Source organism: Candidatus Polarisedimenticolia bacterium (genome assembly GCA_035764505.1).
In the GTDB taxonomy this organism is placed as follows: Bacteria; Acidobacteriota; Polarisedimenticolia; order Gp22-AA2; family AA152; genus AA152.
Window position 1 is genome coordinate 1 of the sequence record DASTZC010000109.1, and the last position, 19,304, is coordinate 19,304.

General features: G+C 66.6%; 33 protein-coding genes. All 33 read right to left on the bottom strand.

Annotated features, from left to right (window positions below; translation table 11 throughout):
* Nucleotides 1-3,288: carbamoyl-phosphate synthase large subunit (carB, locus tag VFW45_07365; GenBank protein HEU5180594.1), on the bottom strand; the 3,288-nt coding region annotated here is incomplete at its 3' end.
* A gap of 92 nt (nucleotides 3,289-3,380) precedes the next feature.
* Complete coding sequence (gene rplQ, locus VFW45_07370; GenBank protein ID HEU5180595.1) at nucleotides 3,381-3,998, bottom strand: 50S ribosomal protein L17; 618 nt, start codon at nucleotides 3,996-3,998, stop codon at nucleotides 3,381-3,383.
* A 25-nt stretch (nucleotides 3,999-4,023) separates the two neighbouring features.
* Nucleotides 4,024-5,004: a DNA-directed RNA polymerase subunit alpha gene (locus VFW45_07375; protein HEU5180596.1), complete on the bottom strand. Its 981-nt coding sequence runs from the start codon at nucleotides 5,002-5,004 to the stop codon at nucleotides 4,024-4,026.
* Between the two features lie 25 nt (nucleotides 5,005-5,029).
* The gene (rpsD, locus tag VFW45_07380) at nucleotides 5,030-5,656 is read right to left on the bottom strand and encodes a 30S ribosomal protein S4 (GenBank protein ID HEU5180597.1); all 627 of its coding nucleotides are present in this window, start codon (nucleotides 5,654-5,656) and stop codon (nucleotides 5,030-5,032) included.
* Between the two features lie 31 nt (nucleotides 5,657-5,687).
* The gene (gene rpsK / locus VFW45_07385; GenBank protein HEU5180598.1) at nucleotides 5,688-6,143 is read right to left on the bottom strand and encodes a 30S ribosomal protein S11; all 456 of its coding nucleotides are present in this window, start codon (nucleotides 6,141-6,143) and stop codon (nucleotides 5,688-5,690) included.
* Nucleotides 6,144-6,152: 9 nt separating this feature from the next.
* Nucleotides 6,153-6,542, bottom strand: a complete 390-nt coding sequence (gene rpsM, locus VFW45_07390; protein ID HEU5180599.1) for a 30S ribosomal protein S13 — start codon at nucleotides 6,540-6,542, stop codon at nucleotides 6,153-6,155.
* Nucleotides 6,543-6,551: 9 nt separating this feature from the next.
* Entirely contained in the window at nucleotides 6,552-6,665 is a 114-nt protein-coding gene (rpmJ, locus tag VFW45_07395) for a 50S ribosomal protein L36 (GenBank protein HEU5180600.1), read from the bottom strand.
* Between the two features lie 30 nt (nucleotides 6,666-6,695).
* Nucleotides 6,696-6,914, bottom strand: a complete 219-nt coding sequence (gene infA / locus VFW45_07400; GenBank protein ID HEU5180601.1) for a translation initiation factor IF-1 — start codon at nucleotides 6,912-6,914, stop codon at nucleotides 6,696-6,698.
* Entirely contained in the window at nucleotides 6,911-7,684 is a 774-nt protein-coding gene (gene map / locus VFW45_07405) for a type I methionyl aminopeptidase (protein ID HEU5180602.1), read from the bottom strand. Before map ends, infA begins: the two co-directional genes overlap by 4 nt.
* The gene (locus VFW45_07410; protein HEU5180603.1) at nucleotides 7,681-8,334 is read right to left on the bottom strand and encodes an adenylate kinase; all 654 of its coding nucleotides are present in this window, start codon (nucleotides 8,332-8,334) and stop codon (nucleotides 7,681-7,683) included. Before VFW45_07410 ends, map begins: the two co-directional genes overlap by 4 nt.
* Before the next feature lie 3 nt (nucleotides 8,335-8,337).
* Entirely contained in the window at nucleotides 8,338-9,726 is a 1,389-nt protein-coding gene (secY, locus tag VFW45_07415; GenBank protein HEU5180604.1) for a preprotein translocase subunit SecY, read from the bottom strand.
* A gap of 18 nt (nucleotides 9,727-9,744) precedes the next feature.
* Nucleotides 9,745-10,185 (bottom strand): 50S ribosomal protein L15, encoded by a 441-nt coding sequence (rplO, locus tag VFW45_07420; GenBank protein ID HEU5180605.1) that lies wholly within the window; start codon nucleotides 10,183-10,185, stop codon nucleotides 9,745-9,747.
* Nucleotides 10,186-10,249: 64 nt separating this feature from the next.
* Nucleotides 10,250-10,471: a 50S ribosomal protein L30 gene (gene rpmD, locus VFW45_07425; GenBank protein ID HEU5180606.1), complete on the bottom strand. Its 222-nt coding sequence runs from the start codon at nucleotides 10,469-10,471 to the stop codon at nucleotides 10,250-10,252.
* Entirely contained in the window at nucleotides 10,468-10,971 is a 504-nt protein-coding gene (rpsE, locus tag VFW45_07430) for a 30S ribosomal protein S5 (GenBank protein HEU5180607.1), read from the bottom strand. The genes rpmD and rpsE overlap by 4 nt, the downstream gene beginning before the upstream one ends.
* 127 nt (nucleotides 10,972-11,098) lie before the next feature.
* A complete protein-coding gene (gene rplR / locus VFW45_07435) occupies nucleotides 11,099-11,461 on the bottom strand; it encodes a 50S ribosomal protein L18 (GenBank protein HEU5180608.1) in 363 nt (120 codons plus the stop codon).
* A gap of 30 nt (nucleotides 11,462-11,491) precedes the next feature.
* Nucleotides 11,492-12,040 carry a 50S ribosomal protein L6 gene (gene rplF, locus VFW45_07440; protein HEU5180609.1) on the bottom strand — a complete coding sequence of 183 codons (549 nt, stop codon included), beginning with the start codon at nucleotides 12,038-12,040 and terminating at the stop codon, nucleotides 11,492-11,494.
* Between the two features lie 9 nt (nucleotides 12,041-12,049).
* Nucleotides 12,050-12,454, bottom strand: coding sequence for a 30S ribosomal protein S8 (rpsH, locus tag VFW45_07445; protein HEU5180610.1), 405 nt, complete (start codon nucleotides 12,452-12,454; stop codon nucleotides 12,050-12,052).
* A gap of 41 nt (nucleotides 12,455-12,495) precedes the next feature.
* Nucleotides 12,496-12,681: a type Z 30S ribosomal protein S14 gene (locus VFW45_07450; protein HEU5180611.1), complete on the bottom strand. Its 186-nt coding sequence runs from the start codon at nucleotides 12,679-12,681 to the stop codon at nucleotides 12,496-12,498.
* A 15-nt stretch (nucleotides 12,682-12,696) separates the two neighbouring features.
* Nucleotides 12,697-13,251 carry a 50S ribosomal protein L5 gene (gene rplE / locus VFW45_07455; GenBank protein ID HEU5180612.1) on the bottom strand — a complete coding sequence of 185 codons (555 nt, stop codon included), beginning with the start codon at nucleotides 13,249-13,251 and terminating at the stop codon, nucleotides 12,697-12,699.
* Between the two features lie 37 nt (nucleotides 13,252-13,288).
* The gene (gene rplX / locus VFW45_07460; GenBank protein HEU5180613.1) at nucleotides 13,289-13,615 is read right to left on the bottom strand and encodes a 50S ribosomal protein L24; all 327 of its coding nucleotides are present in this window, start codon (nucleotides 13,613-13,615) and stop codon (nucleotides 13,289-13,291) included.
* A gap of 9 nt (nucleotides 13,616-13,624) precedes the next feature.
* A complete protein-coding gene (rplN, locus tag VFW45_07465; protein HEU5180614.1) occupies nucleotides 13,625-13,993 on the bottom strand; it encodes a 50S ribosomal protein L14 in 369 nt (122 codons plus the stop codon).
* Nucleotides 13,994-14,018: 25 nt separating this feature from the next.
* The gene (rpsQ, locus tag VFW45_07470) at nucleotides 14,019-14,318 is read right to left on the bottom strand and encodes a 30S ribosomal protein S17 (GenBank protein ID HEU5180615.1); all 300 of its coding nucleotides are present in this window, start codon (nucleotides 14,316-14,318) and stop codon (nucleotides 14,019-14,021) included.
* On the bottom strand, nucleotides 14,315-14,509 hold the full coding sequence (rpmC, locus tag VFW45_07475) for a 50S ribosomal protein L29 (GenBank protein HEU5180616.1): 195 nt from the start codon (nucleotides 14,507-14,509) through the stop codon (nucleotides 14,315-14,317). The genes rpsQ and rpmC overlap by 4 nt, the downstream gene beginning before the upstream one ends.
* Before the next feature lie 12 nt (nucleotides 14,510-14,521).
* Nucleotides 14,522-14,932: a 50S ribosomal protein L16 gene (gene rplP, locus VFW45_07480; protein ID HEU5180617.1), complete on the bottom strand. Its 411-nt coding sequence runs from the start codon at nucleotides 14,930-14,932 to the stop codon at nucleotides 14,522-14,524.
* 1 nt (nucleotide 14,933) lies between these two features.
* The gene (gene rpsC / locus VFW45_07485) at nucleotides 14,934-15,611 is read right to left on the bottom strand and encodes a 30S ribosomal protein S3 (protein ID HEU5180618.1); all 678 of its coding nucleotides are present in this window, start codon (nucleotides 15,609-15,611) and stop codon (nucleotides 14,934-14,936) included.
* A 3-nt stretch (nucleotides 15,612-15,614) separates the two neighbouring features.
* On the bottom strand, nucleotides 15,615-15,986 hold the full coding sequence (gene rplV / locus VFW45_07490) for a 50S ribosomal protein L22 (GenBank protein HEU5180619.1): 372 nt from the start codon (nucleotides 15,984-15,986) through the stop codon (nucleotides 15,615-15,617).
* Between the two features lie 9 nt (nucleotides 15,987-15,995).
* Nucleotides 15,996-16,322, bottom strand: a complete 327-nt coding sequence (gene rpsS / locus VFW45_07495) for a 30S ribosomal protein S19 (protein HEU5180620.1) — start codon at nucleotides 16,320-16,322, stop codon at nucleotides 15,996-15,998.
* 3 nt (nucleotides 16,323-16,325) lie between these two features.
* Nucleotides 16,326-17,141 (bottom strand): 50S ribosomal protein L2, encoded by an 816-nt coding sequence (rplB, locus tag VFW45_07500; GenBank protein ID HEU5180621.1) that lies wholly within the window; start codon nucleotides 17,139-17,141, stop codon nucleotides 16,326-16,328.
* A 10-nt stretch (nucleotides 17,142-17,151) separates the two neighbouring features.
* The gene (locus tag VFW45_07505) at nucleotides 17,152-17,448 is read right to left on the bottom strand and encodes a 50S ribosomal protein L23 (protein HEU5180622.1); all 297 of its coding nucleotides are present in this window, start codon (nucleotides 17,446-17,448) and stop codon (nucleotides 17,152-17,154) included.
* Nucleotides 17,445-18,071, bottom strand: coding sequence for a 50S ribosomal protein L4 (gene rplD / locus VFW45_07510; GenBank protein ID HEU5180623.1), 627 nt, complete (start codon nucleotides 18,069-18,071; stop codon nucleotides 17,445-17,447). The genes VFW45_07505 and rplD overlap by 4 nt, the downstream gene beginning before the upstream one ends.
* A 10-nt stretch (nucleotides 18,072-18,081) precedes the next feature.
* Nucleotides 18,082-18,801 (bottom strand): 50S ribosomal protein L3, encoded by a 720-nt coding sequence (rplC, locus tag VFW45_07515; GenBank protein HEU5180624.1) that lies wholly within the window; start codon nucleotides 18,799-18,801, stop codon nucleotides 18,082-18,084.
* A gap of 9 nt (nucleotides 18,802-18,810) precedes the next feature.
* On the bottom strand, nucleotides 18,811-19,128 hold the full coding sequence (gene rpsJ / locus VFW45_07520) for a 30S ribosomal protein S10 (GenBank protein HEU5180625.1): 318 nt from the start codon (nucleotides 19,126-19,128) through the stop codon (nucleotides 18,811-18,813).
* Between the two features lie 16 nt (nucleotides 19,129-19,144).
* Nucleotides 19,145-19,304, bottom strand: a 160-nt coding sequence (gene tuf / locus VFW45_07525; protein HEU5180626.1) for an elongation factor Tu, incomplete at its 5' end; no start/stop codon positions are given.

The window sequence follows — 19,304 nt, forward strand, 5'->3', positions numbered from 1 at the left end:
CGTTGGAGGGGTTCCGAAGGAGCGCTCCGGCGAGCGCTCGCCGGCTTCGGATGGTCGCTTCCGGGGGCGTCCTACCGTGACGCCGCGGTGGAACTCCTGCAGCGGGGCCACCTCGAGGCCTTCGCGCTTCAGCGCGCGAATTCCTTCCACGGCGGCGGCGCCACCCGACAGGGTGGTGATACACGGGACGCCACGCTGGGCAGCCGTCTTCTGGATGGCCATCTCGTCGAAGTGCGATGCCCTTCCCAGGGTGGTGTTCAGGACCAGGTCGATGTCGCCATTGAGCAGCCGGTCCACGACGTTGGGCCTTCCCTCGTTGACCTTGTAGACCATCTCGACGACCAGCCCCTCGGCGGCCAGGCGGTTGGCCGTGCCGCTGGTGGCCACCAGCCGGAAGCCCAGCGAGGCAAAGCCGTGGGCGATCGGCACGACGGCATCCTTGTCGTTGTCGTTGACCGAGATGAAGACCCGTCCGGCGAGGGGAAGCGACAGTCCGCAGGCCATCTGCGCCTTGGCGAAGGCGTGGCCGAAGCTCGGTGAGATTCCCATCACCTCGCCGGTGGATTTCATCTCGGGGCCCAGCACCGGATCTTCTCCCGGGAAGCGCTGGAACGGGAAGACGACCCCCTTCACGAAAACGGCCGACAGCGACGGCTCTTCCGTCAACCCCAGATCCGCGAGCGATTTCCCCGCGCAGACCTTGGCCGCCAGACGGGCCAGCGGCACGCCGGTGGCCTTGCTCACGAAGGGGATGGTGCGCGAGGCGCGCGGGTTGACCTCCAGCACGTAGATGACGTCGTCCTTCATGGCGAACTGCACGTTCATGAGTCCCCGCACTTTCAGCGCCATCCCCATGCGGCGCGTCTGCTCGCGCATCTGATCCTGGTGCTCCTTCGAGATGCGGTACGGCGGCAGGACGCAGAACGAGTCGCCCGAGTGGATTCCCGCCTCCTCGATGTGCTGCATGACCCCGCCGATGACGATGCGGCTGCCGTCGCCGATGGCGTCGACGTCCACCTCGAAGGCGTCCTCCAGGAAGCGGTCCAGGTAGATCGGGTGTCCGGGCGAGACGACGGCGGCGGCGCCGGCGTACTCGCGCAGCTGGACCTCGTCGTAGGCCACCATCATGGCGCGCCCGCCGAGGACGTAGGAGGGACGGACCAGAACCGGATAGCCGATCTGCTGGGCCGCCGCGAGCGCCTCGTCGATGTCGGAGGCGGTCCCCCACTCCGGCATGCGGATCCCGAGGTCGCGCGCCAGCGACCCGAAGCGCTTGCGGTCCTCCGCCAGGTCGATCGAGTCGGGCGAAGTCCCCAGGATCGGGACGTGCGCCTTCTGCAGCGCGATGGCCAGGTTGAGCGGGGTCTGCCCGCCGAACTGAATGATGACGCCTTCCGGCTTCTCGCGTCGTACGATGCCCAGCACATCCTCGAAGGTGAGCGGCTCGAAGTAGAGGCGGTCGGAGGTGTCGTAGTCGGTGGAGACCGTCTCCGGATTGCAGTTCACCATCAGGGTCTCGAAACCCTCCTCCTTCAGGGCGAAGGAGGCCTGGCAGCAGCAGTAGTCGAACTCGATCCCCTGGCCGATGCGGTTCGGACCGCTCCCCAGGATCATCACCTTGCGCCGGTCGGTCGGGCTCGCCTCGCACTCCTGCTCGTAGGTCGAATACAGGTAGGGTGTCCTGGCCTCGAACTCGGCCGAGCAGGTGTCGACCCGCTTGTAGACCGGCACCAGCCCCATCTCCTCGCGGCGCCTGCGGATCTCGTCCTCGGCAATCCCCGACAGGCGTGCGATGCGCCGGTCCGAGAAGCCGTCGCGCTTGGCGGCGCGCAGCGCGTCGTCGCCGAGCGTGCCGGGATTCGCGCCCGCCAGCACGTCCTCCCCCGCCAGGATCTCCTGGATCTTCTCCAGGAACCAGGGGTCGATGCGGCTCAGGGCGGCGATTTCGCGCACCGTCATGCCGGCGCGGAAGGCGGAGCGCACCGCCATGAGGCGGTCGCGTGTCGGGGTGATCAGCTTCTCGCGGATCGCCACCGGGTCCTTCATCTCCGCGCCGTCCCAGAACGACTCGTCGGCGCCCATCTCCAGCGAGCGGATCCCCTTCTGCAGCGCCTCCTTGAAGGTGCGGCCGATCGACATCGCCTCGCCCACCGATTTCATCTGCGTGGTCAGGGTCTTGTCGGCGCGCGGAAACTTCTCGAAGGCGAAGCGCGGGATCTTCACGACGACATAGTCGATGGTCGGCTCGAAGGAGGCGGGCGTCTCCTTGGTGATGTCGTTGGGGATCTCGTCCAGCGTGTAGCCGACCGCCAGCTTGGCGGCGATGCGGGCGATCGGGAAGCCGGTGGCCTTGGAGGCGAGCGCCGAGGAGCGCGACACGCGCGGGTTCATCTCGATGACGACCTGGCGGCCGGTGGCCGGATCGACGGCGAACTGGATGTTGGAGCCGCCGGTCTCCACGCCGACCTCGCGGATGACGCGGATGGCGGCGGTGCGCATCCGCTGGTACTCGACGTCACTCAAGGTCTGCGCCGGCGCCACGGTAATCGAATCGCCCGTGTGCACCCCCATCGGGTCGAGGTTCTCGATGGAACAGATGATGACGACGTTGTCGGCGAGATCGCGCATCACCTCCAGCTCGAACTCCTTCCAGCCGAGCACCGACTCCTCGACCAGGACCTGGTGCACCGGCGAGAGCGCCAATCCGCGCTCGATCGAGGCCTCGAATTCCTCCACGTTGTAGGCGATGCCGCCGCCGGCGCCTCCCAGCGTGAAGGAGGGACGGATGATGGCCGGATAACCGATCTCCTCGAGGATTGCCTTGGCCTCGTCCAGGCTGATGGCGGTGCCGCTGCGCGGCACTTCCAGCCCGATGCGGGTCATGGCCTCCTTGAAGAGCTGGCGGTCCTCGGAGACGCGAATGGCGGCATGCTTGGCGCCGATCAGCTCGACCTGGAAGCGCTCCAGGACTCCTGCCTTCCCCAGGTCCATCGCCAGGTTCAGCGCCGTCTGGCCGCCCACGGTGGGGAGCAGCGCCTCGGGACGCTCGCGCTCGATGACTCGGGTCACCATGTCGACGGTGAGCGGCTCGATGTAGGTGGCATCGGCCATCTCGGGGTCGGTCATGATGGTCGCCGGATTGGAGTTGACCAGGACGACGCGGTACCCCTCCTCGCGCAGCGCCTTGCAGGCCTGCGTCCCCGAGTAGTCGAACTCGCAGGCCTGGCCGATCACGATCGGCCCGGACCCCAGCACCAGAATGGTTTTGATGTCATCCCTGCGCGGCACGGCTCATTTCCTCAGCAGGCAATGGGCGGGACGGGTAAAAAAAAGGGGGCCCGAAGCCCCCCGGTATCGTTCCGATGCGCGAGGCGGACGGCTCATTGGGCCGGCTTTTTGCCTCCTCCGGTCCGGGCGGGACCCGAGGTCCGCTTCGTCTTCGCCTTGGCGGCGGTCGCTTCGTGGGCGTGAGGGTGCTCGTGGCCGTGCTCGCCGTGGGCGTGCTCGTGCCCCTTGTCGTGGGCCTTCGCTTTCTTCTTGCCCTTTCCCGTCTCGGCGGCCGCTTCCTCGCCCGCGGCTTCCTTCGTTTCCTTCTCCTTCTTCTTCGCCTTCTTGCCCTTCTTCCCCTTGTCGAAGTTGGGCTCGGAGCCGATCAGCTCCAGAATGGCGACCTCGGCCGCGTCCCCCTGCCGGTATCCCAGCTTCAGGATGCGGCTGTAGCCGCCCGGACGCTGGGAAAAGCGCGGCCCGAGGGTGTCGAACAGCTTCTTGAGGACGCCGCGGTCCTGGATGTCGCGGCCCGCGAGCCTGCGGCTGTGCAGGTCGTCACGCCGTGCCAGGGTGATGAGCTTCTCCGCGAAGGGGCGGACCTCCTTGGCCTTGATCAGGGTGGTGGTGATCCTCTCGTGCTGGAACAGCGCGGTGGACAGGTTGCGCAGCACCGCGATCCGATGCTCGGTGGTGCGTCCCAGCTTGCGCAGGGCTCGTTGGTGCCTCATGGCGGAGTTTCCCCGTGTGGTGCGGCTATTCGGCGACGATCTCGGTCGGCTCGTCCAGCTTCATGCCCAAGGAGAGGCCCATCTCGGCCAGGATCTCGCGGATCTCGTTGAGCGACTTGCGGCCGAAGTTCTTGGTCTTGAGCATCTCGGCCTCGCTGCGCTGGACCAGGTCGCGGATCGTCCGGATCTCGGCGTTCTTCAGGCAATTGTAGGAGCGCACCGACAGCTCCAGCTCCTCCACCGAGCGGTTGAGGTTCTCGTTGAGCTTCTCGCGCTCCTTGTCGATCTCCTTCTCCTCGGCTTCGTGCGACTCCTCGAAGTTGATGAAGATCGCCAGGTGGTCCTTGATCAGCTTGCCGGCCAGGGCGACCGCATCCTGCGGGCGCACCGCGCCGTTGGTCCAGACCTCGATGGTCAGCTTGTCGTAGTCGGTGGTCTGGCCCAGACGGGCGTCCTCCACCGTGTAGTTGACCTTCTTCACCGGCGAGTGGACCGAGTCGATCGGGATGTAACCGAGCGGCAGGTCGGGCTCGAAGTTGCGGTCCGCCGGCTGGTAGCCCCGGCCCGGGCGCACCCGCATCTCGATGTTGAGCTTCCCTTCCTCCTGCAGCGTCGCCAGGTGGATGCTCGGGTCCAGGATCTGCACGTTCGGGTTGGTCTCGATGTCGCCGGCCTTGATCTCGCCGGCCCCTTCCGCCCGGAGGTAGATCGTCTCCGGATGGTCCACCGTCATCTTCAGGGGGACCTGCTTCAGGTTCAGGATCAGGTCGGTGGCGTCCTCGACGACGCCGGGGATCGAGGTGAACTCGTGCAGCACCCCGTCGATCTTCACGGCGGTGATCGCCGCCCCTTCGATGCTCGACAGGAGGACGCGGCGCATGGCGTTGCCGATCGTCGTGCCGAAGCCGCGCTCGAACGGCTGGGCGTAGAACAGCCCGTAGGTTCCGGTCAGGGACTCGGCTTCGAACTCCAGCCTCTTGGGCCGCTGAAAGTCTTTCCAAAGCATTCGGGTTTCTCCCGTTAAAAGGGGGCTACTTCGAGTACAGCTCGATGATCATCTGCTCCTGGATGGGCAGCGTGATCTGCTCGCGGGTCGGCAGCGACGCCACGGTGCCCTTGAGCGCCTCGGCGTCCAGCGTGAGCCATTCCGGGATGCCCCGCGCCCGGGCGTGCTCCACCGACTTGAGGAGGAACGTGTTCTTGCGGAGGTTCTCCTTGACCGTGATGACGTCTCCCGCCTTCACCAGGTAGGAGCCGATGTCGACCTTCCGGCCGTTGAGCTGGACATGGCCGTGGCCGATGATCTGGCGGGCCTGCCAGCGCGATTCCGCCAGCCCCAGCTTGAACACCACGTTGTCCAGCCGGCGCTCCAGGTTCTGCAGCAGCACCTCGCCGGTGACGCCGCGCGAGCGCACGGCGCTGCGGTAGGCGAGGCGGAACTGGTTCTCCAGCATGCCGTAGATGCGCTTGACCTTCTGCTTCTCGCGCAGCTGGATGCCGTAGCCCTGGACCTTGGTGCGGCGCTTGCCGTGCTGCCCCGGGGCGAAGCGGCGCTTCTCGACGGCGCACTTCTCCGAGAAGCAGCGATCTCCTTTGAGAAAGAGCTTCATTCCTTCGCGCCGGCACAGCCGGCAGACCGCACCCCGGATTCTCGCCAAGTGTTGTTCCCCTTCCTTCGAAAGGCCCGTCCTACACGCGCCGCCGCTTCGGGGGGCGGCAGCCGTTGTGCGGGATGGGCGTCACGTCCTTGATGGCCTTGATTTCCATGCCGATCGATTGCAGCGCCCGGATCGACGACTCGCGACCCGAGCCCGGTCCCTTCACGCGCACCTCCAGCGAGCGCACGCCGTGCTCCTTGGCGGCGTTGCCGGCGGCCTGGGCCGCCATCTGCGCCGCGAACGGGGTCCCCTTGCGCGACCCCTTGAAGGCCAGGCACCCGGCCGAGGACCAGGAGAGCACGTTGCCCTGCATGTCGGTGATGGTGATGACGGTATTGTTGAACGTGGCGTGAATGTGGGCGATCGCCAGCGGCACGTTCTTCTTTTCTTTGCCGCGGACGCGCTTGACGGCCGCCGGCTTGGCCGCTTCCGGCGCCGCGCCTTCCGCGCCCGCTCCTGCCGGGGCTGCTTTCTTCTCTTCGGCCATGAGGCTCCCCTATCCCTTCTTGCCCACCGGGGCCTTCTTCTTGCCGGCCACGGTGCGCCGCGGTCCCTTGCGGGTGCGGGCGTTGGTGTGCGTGCGCTGTCCGTGCACCGGCAGGTTGCGGCGGTGCCGCATCCCCCGGTAGCAGCCGATGTCGATCAGCCGCTTGATGTCCATCGAGACGTTCTTCCGGACGTCCCCCTCGACCTGCCCTTCGTCCTGGATGACGTCGCGGATCTTGCGGACCTCCTCCTCGGACAGGTTCTTGACCTTTACGTCCGGCGAGACGCCCGCCTTGCCCAGGATCCGGTTGGACCGGGAGCGGCCGATGCCGTGGATGTAGGTCAGGGCGATTTCAACGCGCTTGTTCTGGGGCAGATCCACCCCGGCGATGCGAGCCATGACGTTCCCCTATCCCTGGCGCTGCTTGTGCTTCGGGTTCACGCAGATGATGCGGACCACGCCGCTGCGTCGAATCACCTTGCACTTGGCGCAAATCTTTCTGACCGATGCCCGGACTTTCACTGGACCTTCCTCGCCGCTTCGACGCGGCCTCTACTTGTAGCGATACACGATCCGCCCGCGGGTCAGGTCGTAGGGGGAAAGCTCCACCAGGACCCGGTCCCCCGGGAGGATCCGGATAAAGTTCTTGCGCATTCTTCCCGAAATATGGGCCAGCACCTTGTGCTTGTTCTCCAGCTCCACCCTGAACATCGCGTTGGGCAGCGGCTCCAGAACCGTCGCCTCGACCTGGATCGCTTCTTCCTTGCTCAAACAGCGCTCCTCAGCTGTGAGGGGTTCGAGCCCAAGACCTTCGGCCCTTCCGCCGTGATCGCCAGGCAGCGCTCGAAGTGCGCCGAGGGCAGCCCGTCCACCGTCACCGCCGTCCAGCCGTCCGGGAGAATGCGCACATCAGGGACCCCCTGGTTGACCATCGGCTCCACCGCCAGGACCAGCCCCTCGCGCAGCACCACTCCGGTGCCCGGAGCGCCGTAGTTGGGAACCTGCGGGTCCTCGTGCAGGGAGCTGCCGATGCCGTGCCCGACGAACTCGCGCACCACCGAGAAGCCGGCGGCCTCGACGTGAGTTTGCACGGCGTGCCCGATGTCCGACAGCCGGCCGCCCGTCTTCGCCGCCTCCAGCCCCTTCACCAGCGCCTCGCCGGTCACCGCCAGCAGCCGCCGCGCCTCGGAGTCGACCTCGCCCACCGGCACCGTGCGCGCCGAATCCCCGTAATAACCGTCCAGCACGACGCCAAAATCCAGGCTGATGATGTCCCCTTCCTTGAGGACCCGCTTTTTCGAAGGGATCCCGTGGATTACTTCCTCGTTGATCGAGGCGCACAGCGAGCCGGGAAAGCCCCGGTATCCCTTGAAGGCCGGGCGCCCGCCCGCCTTGCGCGTGATCTCCTCGGAGACCCGGTCCAGGTCCCAGGTCGACACCCCCGGGGCCACCATCGCCTCCAGGGCGTCCAGGACCTTCAGGACCAGCGCGTTGGCCCGGTCCAGCGACTCGATCTCCGCCGCCGATTTGTAGACGATCACCGCGCCACTTCCTCGACCGCCCCGACGAGCCGGCGGGCGACCGATTCCGGGGTGCCGGTGCCGTCCACCTCGGTGAGCAGACCGCGGTCCCGGTAATGCCCAAGCAGCGGCCGCGTCTGCTCGGTGTAGACCCGCAGGCGCTCCCGGACCACGTCTTCCCTATCGTCCGGGCGCTGCGCCAGCCCGGAGCCGCAGACGTCGCAGCGCCCCTCTGATTTGGGCGGGCGGCTCACGACGTGATAGCCGGCGCCGCACTGCGGGCAGACGCGCCGTCCCGTCAGCCTGCGGATCAGCTCCTCGGGATCCACCTGCAGCGCCAGCGCCCGATCCAGACGGGACTGGCGCTCGGCCAGAAGATTCTCCAGCGTCACCGCCTGGTGCAGGTTGCGCGGATAGCCGTCCAGCAGGAAGCCCCCCGCGCACTCCGCTTCGGCGAGCCTCCCCGCCACCATCTCCGAGACCAGATCGTCGGGGACCAGCTCGCCGCGCGCCATGAGGGAGCTGGCCTTCTGTCCGAGCGGCGTATTGCGCTTGACGTGCTCGCGCAGCATGTCGCCGGCCGACAGGTGCGGGATGCCCAGGCTCTTTCCGAGCAGGACCGCCTGGGTCCCTTTGCCCGCGCCCGGCGGCCCCATCAGGATCAGCCTCAATGCCTAGCCCCGCCTGCCCCGGACGCGCGCTCCCTTCAGGAAGCCCTCGTAATGCCTCATGATGAGCTGCGATTCCACCTGCTGGACCGTGTCCATCGCCACGCCCACCACGATCAGAAGCGACGTTCCGCCGAACATGAACTTCACCCCGAGCCCCTGCGTCAGGAACCCGGGGAGGATGTTTTCGAGAGAGGGACCGATTCCCGGCAGGCTGCCGACGTTCAGCCCCGAGATCAGGATGGTCGGGAGCAGGGCGATGAGCGCCAGATAGATCGACCCGGCAAAGGTGAGCCGCGTCAGGATCGTGTCGAGATACTCCGCCGTGCGCCGCCCGGGACGAATCCCGGGAATGAAGCCGCCGTATTTCTGCAGATTGTCCGCCGTGTCCATCGGGTTGAAGATGATCGACACGTAGAAGTAGCAGAAGAAGATGATCAGGATGAAGTAGAACAGGTTGTACAGCGGCATCGTGTAGTCGAACATGTGCATCAGCTCCCGCAGCCAGGGAGTGCCCTGGGCCAGGGGAAGCTGCCCGATCGTCTGGAAAATCGACAGGATCGACGAGGCGAAGATGACCGGGATGACGCCGCCGGTGTTCAGGCGCAGCGGCAGGTGGGTCGACAGCCCGCCGAAGGTCCGGCGCCCCACCACGCGGCGAGCATACTGCACCGGGATGCGGCGCTGGGCGCGCTCCACGAAGACGATGGCCGCCACCACCAGAACCATCAGCACCATCAGGAACAGCAGCGCCAGCATGCCGATGTTGCCGGTGATCAGGTCCTGTACGGTGGCCACGACGGCGCGCGGAAGTCCGACCACGATGCCCGCGAAGATGATGAGCGAGATGCCGTTGCCGATGCCGCGCTCGGAGATCTGCTCTCCCAGCCACATGATGAAGGCGGTGCCCGTAGTCAGGGTCATGACGGTCATCAGGCGGAAGAACCAGCCGGGATGCAGCACCACCTGCGTCCCGCCGGCGTTGAAGTTCTCCAGCCAGAAGGCGATGCCGATTGACTGCACGACGCTGAGGACCACCGTCCCGTAGCGCGTCCACTGCGTGATCTTGCGCCGTCCCGCCTCGCCCCCTTCCTTGGAGAGCTTCTCCAGGTAGGGCCAGATGACGGTGAGGAGCTGCAGGATGATCGACGCCGAGATGTACGGCATGATCCCCAGCGCGAAGATGGTCAGGCGCCGGAGGTTGCCGCCGGAAAACAGGTCCAGGAAGCCGAGAATCGACCCCGCCTGCGTGCGGAAGATCGAATCCAGGGCCTCGAAATTGACTCCCGGGACCGGGACGTGCCCGCCGATCCGGTACACCGCGAGCAAGCCGAAGGTGTACAGGAGCCTCTTGCGGAGGTCCGGGATGTTGAAGATGTTCTTGATGCTGTCCACTGCTGCTCTTGTGTCCTTCTAGCGGGCCAGGATCTCCACCGAGCCGCCCGCCGCTTCGATCTTCCGTCGTGCCTCGGCGCTGAACCGGTGCGCCTTGACCAGGAGCTTGGCCGGCGCATCACCCCGTCCCAGGATCACCAGTCCGTCGCGTACCTGCTTGATGACACCGGTGGCCAGGAGGTTCTCGGGGGTCACTTCTCCCTGGAAGCCGGCCATCTGGTCCAGGTTCACCGTCACATAGCGCTTCTTGAACAGGTTGCGGAAGCCCCGCTTCGGGAGGCGCCGGTGCAGCGGCATCTGGCCGCCTTCGAAGCCGCGCTGGCTGACGAAGCCGGCGCGCGACAGCTGCCCCTTGTTCCCCGCCCCCGCCGTCTTGCCGTTGCCCGATCCGGGCCCGCGGCCGACGCGGAACTTCTTCTTGCGCGCCCCGCGGTTGGGGCGTAGGCCTTCCAAGGCGATTTCCTTGGGTTTCTCGACGACTTTCTTCTTGCGCGGCATGCTCGAGCCTCTCGATCGCGGCGAATTATTCGCCGACGATGCGCACCAGGTGGGGGATGGTCTGCACCATCCCGCGGATTGCCGGGTTGTCGGGGCGCACCACCGTCTGGTTCATGCGGCGCAGCCCGAGCGCCTTCAGGGTGCGCTTGTGGTTCTCGGGAGTGCAGATCCCGCTGCGATACTGCGTGATCTCCAGAGTCTTCCCCTTCTTTTTCGTCTTGGCGGTGCGGGGGGCGCGCGGCGTCATGCGGGCCTCTTCTCGACCTTCTCGGTGCCGCGCCGCTTGGCCTGCAGCTCCGGATCCCTCAGCTTGAGCAGACCGGCGAAGGTGGCCCGCACCACGTTGTAAGGGTTGGTCGTCCCCAGCGATTTCGTCAGGATGTTCTGGATCCCGACCGATTCCATGACCGCCCGGACCGCGCCGCCGGCGATGACCCCGGTGCCGGTCGAGGCGGGGCGCAGCATGACTTGCCCGGCGCCGAAGCGCCCGACGATCGGGTGCGGGATCGTTCCTTCCTTGATCGGCACCCGGATCAAGTTGCGCTTGGCGCGCTCCACGCCCTTGGCGATGGCCGTCGGCACCTCGCGCGCCTTGCCCATGCCGAATCCGACGTGCCCCTGCGCATCGCCCACCACCACCAGCGCGGCGAAGCGGAAGTTCTTGCCTCCCTTGACGACCTTGGTGACCCGGTTGATGTGGACGACCTGGTCCTTCAGGTCCAGATCCGTGCTCTTCAACAGTTCCAAACACTCACCTCACTTGCCCGGCCGTCGATGCATCCCGGCTCGCGGCGTCGCGTCTCGTTTGCGTACCGAAAAGGTACGCGGCACTTCGACGCGCCTTGCGTTCCGGGCGCCTCGACGGCCTAGAACTTCAGAACTTCAGCCCGTTGGCGCGAGCCGCCTCGGCCAGCGCCTTGATGCGGCCGTGATAGGGGAAGCCGCCGCGGTCGAAGATCACCGCCTCGAGCCCCTTTTCCTTCAGCCGCTTCGCGACCAGCTCCCCGACCGCCTTGGCGGCCGCCAGGTTGCCGCCGGTCTTCACGCTGCACTCCTCTTCGAGGGTGCAGGCCTGCACCAGCGTGGTCCCCTTTTCGTCGTCGATCGCCTGCACGTAGATGTGGTTCAGGCTGCGGAACACCGCCAGCCGCGGCTTTTCCTGCGTCCCGCGGATGCGCGCCCGGATGCGCGTCCTCCTTCGCTCCCGCCTTTCTTCCTTCCTCGCGTCGCGCTTCATTGTTTCCTCGGTTTCCTCGGCCTCTCCTCGCTAGGCGGCGGCGGTCTTGCCGACCTTGCCCGCCTTGCGCCGGATCGTCTCGTCGGTGTACTTGACTCCCTTCCCCTTGTAGGGCTCCGGGGGCCTGAGCGACCTGATATTCGCGGAGACCTGGCCCACCAGCTGGCGGTCCACCCCGGTCACCACCAGGTGCGTCTGCTTGTCGACCCGGATCTCGATCCCCTCGGGGATGTTGAACTCCACCGGATGCGAGTAGCCCAGGGAGAGCGACAGCTTGTTGCCCGCCACCTGGGCTTTGTAGCCGATGCCGACGATGTCCAGCTCGCGGGTGAAGCCGGCGGTGACGCCGTGCATGCCGTTGGCCAGCAGGGCGCGCGCCATGCCGTGCAGGGCCCGCAGCTGCTTGGTGTCGGCCTCGCGCGTCAGGACGATATCCTCCCCCTCCACCTTGGCCTGGATCCCGCCGGGCAGCGGCGTGCGGATCTGCGCCTTGGCTGCGGCCAGGTGCACCGATCGCGGCTCCACCTTGACGGTGACCCCTTTGCCGATCTTGACGGGCTTCTTGCCGATGCGCGACACGGGCTCCTCCTACCAGACGTTGCAGAGGATCTCGCCGCCCACGCCAACGCGGCGGCACTCCTCGCCCGACATCAGTCCGCGCGAGGTGGAAACCACCGAGATGCCCAGCCCCCCGAGCACGGGCGGGATCTCGTCCTTCGCGGCGTAGACCCGGCGGCCGGGCCGGCTGACCCTCTCCAGGTTGGAGAGGACCGGATCGCCGTCGGAGCCGTAGCGCAGGGCGATGCGCAGCGTCGGGAAGCCTCCATCTTTCGGCTTCACCACCGCCACCGCGTCGAAGTAACCCTCTTTCTTCAGGATGTCGGCCAGGCTTTCCTTCAGGTTCGAGTGGGGAATCTCCACTCGCGAATGGCCCGCCCGGATGGCGTTCCGGACGCGGGTCAGCATGTCGGCGATCGGGTCGGTCATGCTCATGCGTTCAATCCTCTCAAAAGCTCGTATGCACGGCGGCGTGACTACCAGCTCGCCTTCACCACTCCCGGCACCATCCCCTGCAGCGCCAGCTTGCGGAAGCAGATGCGGCACAGGGAGAACTTCCTCAGATAGCCGCGGGGCCTGCCGCAGCTCTTGCACCGGTTGTAGCGGCGCACCTTGAATTTCGGCTTGCGGGACTGCTTGGCGCGAATCGCGGCGGTAGCCACGCGACGTCTCCTTCCCTAATCCTTGCGGAACGGCAATCCTAGCAGCGCGAGGAGATTCTTGGCCTCCTCGTCGGTCTTGGCGGTGGTGCCGACGGTGATGTTCATGCCGCGGACCCGGTCCACCTTCTGGTAGTTCACCTCGGGGAAGATCATCTGGTCCTTGATCCCCATCGTGTAGTTCCCGCGCCCGTCGAACGAGCGCGTCGGCAGGCCGCGGAAGTCGCGCACGCGCGGCAGTGCCACGGAGCAGAAGCGATCGAAGAACTCGTACATGCGCGGGCCGCGCAGCGTCACCCGGCAGCCCAGCGGCATGCCTTCGCGGATCTTGAAGTTGGCGATCGACTTCTTGGCGCGCGTGATGGCCGTCTTCTGTCCGGCGATCAGGGTAAGCTGCTCGGCGGCGTTGTCCAGGATCTTGATGTTGGTGATGGCGTCGCCGACCCCCATGTTGATGACGATGCTGGTCAGGCGAGGCACCGCCATCGGGTTCTTGTACCCGAAGCGCTCCATCATCTGCGGTACGATTTCCTTGTCGAACCGGGCCTTCAGTCTCGGCGCCGCTGCCGCCATGTCGCCGCCTCTCCTTCGCTCGCCTTGAAATTCCGGGTTACTTGTCCAGGATTCCCTTGCACTTCTTGCAGGAGCGCACCTTCTTGCCGTCCTCGAGGACCAGATGGCCCACACGCGTCGGCTCGCCGCACTCGCTGCAAATCACCTTGAGATTGCTCACGTGCACGGAGGACTCGCGCTCCACCAGCCCTCCCTTGATGTTCTTCGACGGGTTGGGACGCGTCGCCCGCTTCACGTAGGCGACCCCCTCGACGAGGGCCCGCTGCTTGTCCGGGATCACGCGCAGGACGCGGCCGGTCTTGCCGCGGTCCTTCCCGGAAAGCACCAGGACCTTGTCCTCCTTCTTCAGGAACAATCCGCGCACGACCGCCTCCTACAGGACTTCGGGGGCCAGGGAGAGGATCTTCATGAAGTTCTTCTCCCTCAGCTCCCGGGCCACCGGGCCGAAGATGCGGGTGCCGATCGGCTCCCCGTCGTTGTTGATCAGCACCGCGGCGTTCTCGTCGAAGCGGATGCAGGTGCCGTCGGAGCGCTTCTGGCACTTGCTCATCCGGACGATTACCGCGCGCACGACCTGCCCCTTCTTGACGTTGCCCTCGGGGACGGCCTCCTTCACGGAGGCGGTGATGACGTCGCCGATACGGCCGATCAGGTTCACCGAGCGGCCGCGCGGATGGATGCAGCTGATGCGGCGGGCGCCCGAGTTGTCCGCCACCTCCAGCATGGTGCGCATCTGTATCAAAGCCGTGCCCTCCTCAGGACCGCGCTCAAGCCGGTTGCGACACGATGGAGCGGACGCTCCAGCGCTTGCGCGCGCTGCGGGGACGGTCCTCGACGATCACCACCCGGTCCCCCATCTTGGCCTTGCCCTTCTCGTCGTGCGCCATGAAGCGCGCCGACCGCCGGGTGATCTTCCCGTAACGGGGATCCCGGACTAGGCGCTCCACCAGCACCGTCACCGTCTTGGTCATCTTGTCGCTCACCACCACGCCTTCCAGGGTCTGCCGCCGTCCGCGGGACGGCGCCGCGGAGGCCTCGGTCTGGATCGTCGCGCCTTCCTGGCTCATGCCTTGCCCGCCTTCTCCCGCAGGATCGTCTTCACTCGCGCCAGGTCACGGCGCACGCCGCGGATGCGCAGCGGGCTCTCCGCCTGGCCGGTCGACTTCTGAAAGTTCAGCTTGAAGATCTGGGTGGTGAGGTCTTCCTCGTCCTTGCGCAGCTCCTCCACCGATTTCTCGCGCAGCGCCGACGCCTTCAACGCTTTCATCGCCTAGAACCCCCGGTGCACGAACGTCGACTTAAGCGGAATCTTGTGGGAGGCGAGGCGCATCGCTTCCTTCGCCACGTCCTCGGGGACCCCTTCCATCTCGAAGATCACCTTGCCCGGACGCACCACGGCGACCCATCCCTCGGGAGCGCCCTTCCCCTTGCCCATGCGGGTCTCGGCCGGCTTCTTGGTGATCGGCTTGTCGGGGAAGATGCGGACCCAGATCTTGCCGCCGCGCTTCACGAAGCGGGTCATGGCGACGCGCCCCGCCTCGATCTGCTTGTCGGTGATCCAGCCGCACTCCATGATCTTGAGCCCGTAGTCGCCGAAGCTCACCTTGCTGCCGCGCTGCGCCTTGCCGCGGCGCCGGCCGCGCATCTGCTTGCGGTATTTGACCTTCTTCGGCATCAGCATGTCAGAGGCCCATCCGTCCGGCGCCCGCTCCGGCGGGGGAATCGGCGGCGGGGCGCGTGCGCACCTCGCCGCGGTAGATCCAGACCTTCACGCCGATGGCGCCGTAGGTGGTGCGCGCCTCGGCGAATCCGTAGTCGATGTCGGCGCGCAGGGTGTGCAGCGGCAGCTGCCCTTCCAGGTACCATTCGGTGCGCGCGATCTCGGCGCCACCCAGACGGCCCGAGGTGCGGATGCGCACCCCCTTGGCGCCGAAGCGCAGCGCCGACTCGATCGCCTTCTTCATGGCCCGCCGGAAGGCGACGCGCCGCTCGATCTGCAGCGCCACCGACTCGGCCACCAGCTGCGCCACGATCTCGGGCTTGTGGATCTCGACGATGTTGATGAAGATCTCGCGCTTGGTCTTCTTGGCCAGCTCGTCGCGCAGCTTGTCGACTTCGGCGCCGCGCCGGCCGATGACGATGCCGGGGCGCGACGTGTGCAGGCTGATCTTCAGCTTGTTGGCGGCTCGCTCGATCTCGATGCTGGCCACGCCGGCGTGCGACAGGCGCTTCTTCAGCTCGTCCCGCAGCGCCAGATCCTCCAGGAGGAGGTCGGAGTAGCGTTTTTCGTCGAACCAGCGCGACTGCCACGTCCGTGTCACCCCGATCCGGAAGCCGTAGGGGTGTACTTTCTGACCCACGCGCTACCTCCCCGCCCCGGCTGTCGCCGGCTTCTTTTTCTGCTTCTCGTCCAGTTCGATCGTGATGTGGCAGGTCCGGCGGATGATCCGGAAGGCCCGGCCCATCGGAGCGGGACGGATCCGCTTCTGGGACGGACCGCCGTCCACGGTGGCACGGCTGACAAAGAGCCGGTCCACGTCCACGTCCTCTTTCACCACCCGGGCATTGGCCAGCGCCGAGGCGACCACCTTGCCGACATCCTTGGCCGTGCCTTTGCGCAGCGAATTCAGAGTGGCCAGCGCCTCCCCGACACCGCGCCCCCGGATCAGGTCCACCACCAGGCGCGTCTTCTGCGCCGAGCTGCCCAGGTACTTCATCTTCGCCCGCGAGACCATGCCGCGCTCCTAGGACGCCGTGGTGGTGCCGCCCGCCGGCGGCGCCGGAGCCCCGCCTCCCGACGCCTCGGCGGCGGCGGCACGGGCGTGCCCGCGGAAGATCCGGGTGGGCGAGAACTCGCCCAGCCGGTGGCCCACCATGTTTTCGGTGATATAGACGGGGATGAATTTCTTGCCGTTGTGAACCGCCAGGGTGTGGCCCACCATTTCCGGCAGGATGGTGCTGCGGCGGGACCAGGTCTTGAGCACCTTGCGGTCGTTGCGGCGGTTCATCTCCTCGATCTTCTTCTTCAGCGAGGCCTCCACGTAGGGGCCCTTCTTGATCGATCGGCTCATGGGCTACTTTCTCCGGCGCACGATGTACTTCTGCGTGCGCTTGTTTTTGCGCGTCTTCTTCTCGCGCACCCCCCACGGGGTGCAGGGGTGACGGCCGCCGGAGGTCTTCCCTTCGCCGCCTCCCAGCGGATGATCGATCGGGTTCATCGCCACGCCGCGAACCGTCGGCCTCCATCCCAGCCAGCGGTTCCGCCCCGCCTTGCCGATCGAGATGTTCTCGTGCTCCAGGTTGCCCACCTGGCCGATGGTGGCCCGGCACTCGACGTTGACCTTGCGGACCTCCCCCGAGGGGAGCTTCACCTGGGCAAACTTTCCTTCCTTCGCCATCAGCTGCGCCCCGGTGCCGGCGCTGCGGGCCATCTGGCCTCCGCGCCCCAGCCGCAGCTCGATGTTGTGGATGGTCGTCCCCAGCGGAATGCCTTTCAGCGGCAGGCAGTTGCCCGGCATGATGTCGACGTCGGCGCCCGAATGGATCATCACGCCCACCTTCAGGCCGACCGGCGCCAGGATGTAGCGTTTCTCCCCGTCGGCATAATGGATGCGGGCGATGCGCGCCGACCGGTTGGGGTCGTACTCGATGGCCGCCACCTTGCCCGGCACGCCGTCCTTGTCGCGGCGGAAATCCAGAATGCGATAGCGCCGCTTGTGACCGCCTCCGCGATGGCGCACCGCCAGCCGCCCGAGGTTGTTGCGCCCGCCGGTGCGGTTGTGCTTGTCCAGAAGGTTCTTGAGCGGGCGGTCCTCGGTGATCTCCTCGAAGGTGTAGCCGGTGCGGAAGCGCCGCGCCGGGGAGGTCGGGTTGTACGATTTGGTCGGCATCTCTTTTCTCCTACACGCCCTCGAAGTACTCGATCATCTTCTCGCCGGCGCGCAGCTTGACGTAGGCCTTCTTCCAGTCGGGTCGGCGGCCCAGGTTGCGCCCGACGCGCTTCGCCTTGCCGTGCATCTGCGCGGTGCGCACCGTCTCGACCTTCACCGAGAACAGCGCCTCGATCGCCTTGCGGATCTGGATCTTGCTGGCATCGCGCGCCACCTTGAAGCACAGGAGCCGCTCGTTATCTTTCAAGCGGGTCGACTTCTCGGTCACGAGCGGCGCCAGGATGATCTGGTAAGCGGGTCGGTTCATGGCGCCAGGATCTCCGTCAGGGCCTGCGCCGCGGACGGCGTCAGCACCAGGTTGTCGCAATGCAGCAGGTCGATGATGCTGACTCCCGTGGCGCGCCGCACCCCCACGCGTCTGAGATTTCGAGCCGCCAGCTCCAGGTTCTTTCCGACCTCGGAATCCAGGAACAGCACCTTGCCGGGCAGCTCGAGCGTGTCCAGGACCTGCAGCATCTCCTTGGTCCTGGGCGAGGCGAGCTCGAGGCTCTCCACGACGCGCACCCGGTTGCCCCGCAGCTTGCTGGAGAGCACCGAGCGCAGGGCGTTCTTGCGCATCGCCTTGGGGATCGAGCTCTTGTAGTCGTGCGGATGGGGGCCGAACACCGTGCCGCCGTGCCGCCAGATCGAGCTGCGGATCGAGCCGACGCGCGCCCGGCCCGTTTTCTTCTGCTTCCACAGCTTGCGTCCGCTTCCCGAGACCTCGGCGCGCGTCTTGGTCTGGCGCGTGCCGGAGCGTCCGGCGGAGAGGTAGTCGTTCGCCGTCTCGTAGATAAGGTGGCGCTTGAGCGGATAGCCGAACACCGACTCCTCCAGCGCCAGCTCGCCGACCTTCTCGTTCTTCAGATTCACGACCTTGAGGGCATCCATCGGTCCCGCCTCACTTCTTCCCGGCCGGCTTGGCCTTGACCGCCGTCTTGGCCCCCTTCTTGGGGGGTGGAGCCGCCTGCACCTGCTTGATCTTGCGGGGCGCCGGCGAGCGGCGGATGATCAGGTAGCCTCCATCGGCCCCCGGCACCGCGCCGCGCACCACCAGCAGGTTGTTTTCCGCGTCCAGCCGCACGATCTGCAGATTCTTCACGGTCACGCGCGCCGCGCCCATGTGGCCCGCCCCCCGCATGCCCTTGAACGTCCTCGACGGAAACGCCGAGGCGCCGACCGAACCCGGGGCCCGGTGGAACATGGAGCCGTGGGTGGCCGCGCCGCCGCGGAAGTGGTGCCGCTTCATGACTCCCTGGAACCCCTTCCCCTTGCTGGTGCCGATCACGTCGACGTTCTCGTCCACCTTGAAGACCTGATCGGCGGTGATCTTGTCGCCGACGTTGACCGCCGCGTCTCCGAGGACCTTGAACTCCTTGATGCGCCGGGTCGGATCCGCCTTCGACTTCTTCAGATGGCCCAGCAGCGCCTTGCTCAGCTTGCGCTCCGCGGTCGGCTCGACGTAGCCCACCTGCACCGCCTCGTAGCCGTCGCTCTGCTTGTCTTTCTTCTGGATGACCACGCAGGGCCCCGCCTTGAGGACCGTGACCGGGATCACGCCCCCTTCCGCGGAGAACACCTGGGTCATCCCGAGCTTCACGCCGATCATCCCGTTGATCATCCGCGCTCCCTATTTCCCCAGCGCCTTGATCTCGACCTCGACGCCCGCCGGCAGATCCAGCTTCATGAGCGCGTCGACTGTCTGAGGCGTGGGCTCCAGGATGTCGATCAGCCGCCGGTGCGTCCGGATCTCGAACTGCTCGCGCGACTTCTTGTCCACGTGCGGCGAGCGCAGCACCGTCCAGCGGTTCATGCCGGTGGGCAGCGGGATGGGACCCGCGACGCGCGCCCCGGTCCGCCGCGCCGTGGAGACGATCTCCGTGGTGGATTGGTCCAGGATCCGGTGATCATAAGCCTTCAGCCGGATCCGGATCTTCTCGTTCAGCATTCTCGCTCCCGCCTTCTCAGGCCTGGATGTCGGTGACGGTGCCGGCGCCCACGGTGCGCCCGCCTTCGCGGATGGCGAAGCGCAGCCCCTTGTCCATCGCAATCGGGGTGATCAGCTCGATCGACAGCGACACGTTGTCGCCCGGCATCACCATCTCCACCCCTTCCGGCAGCGTC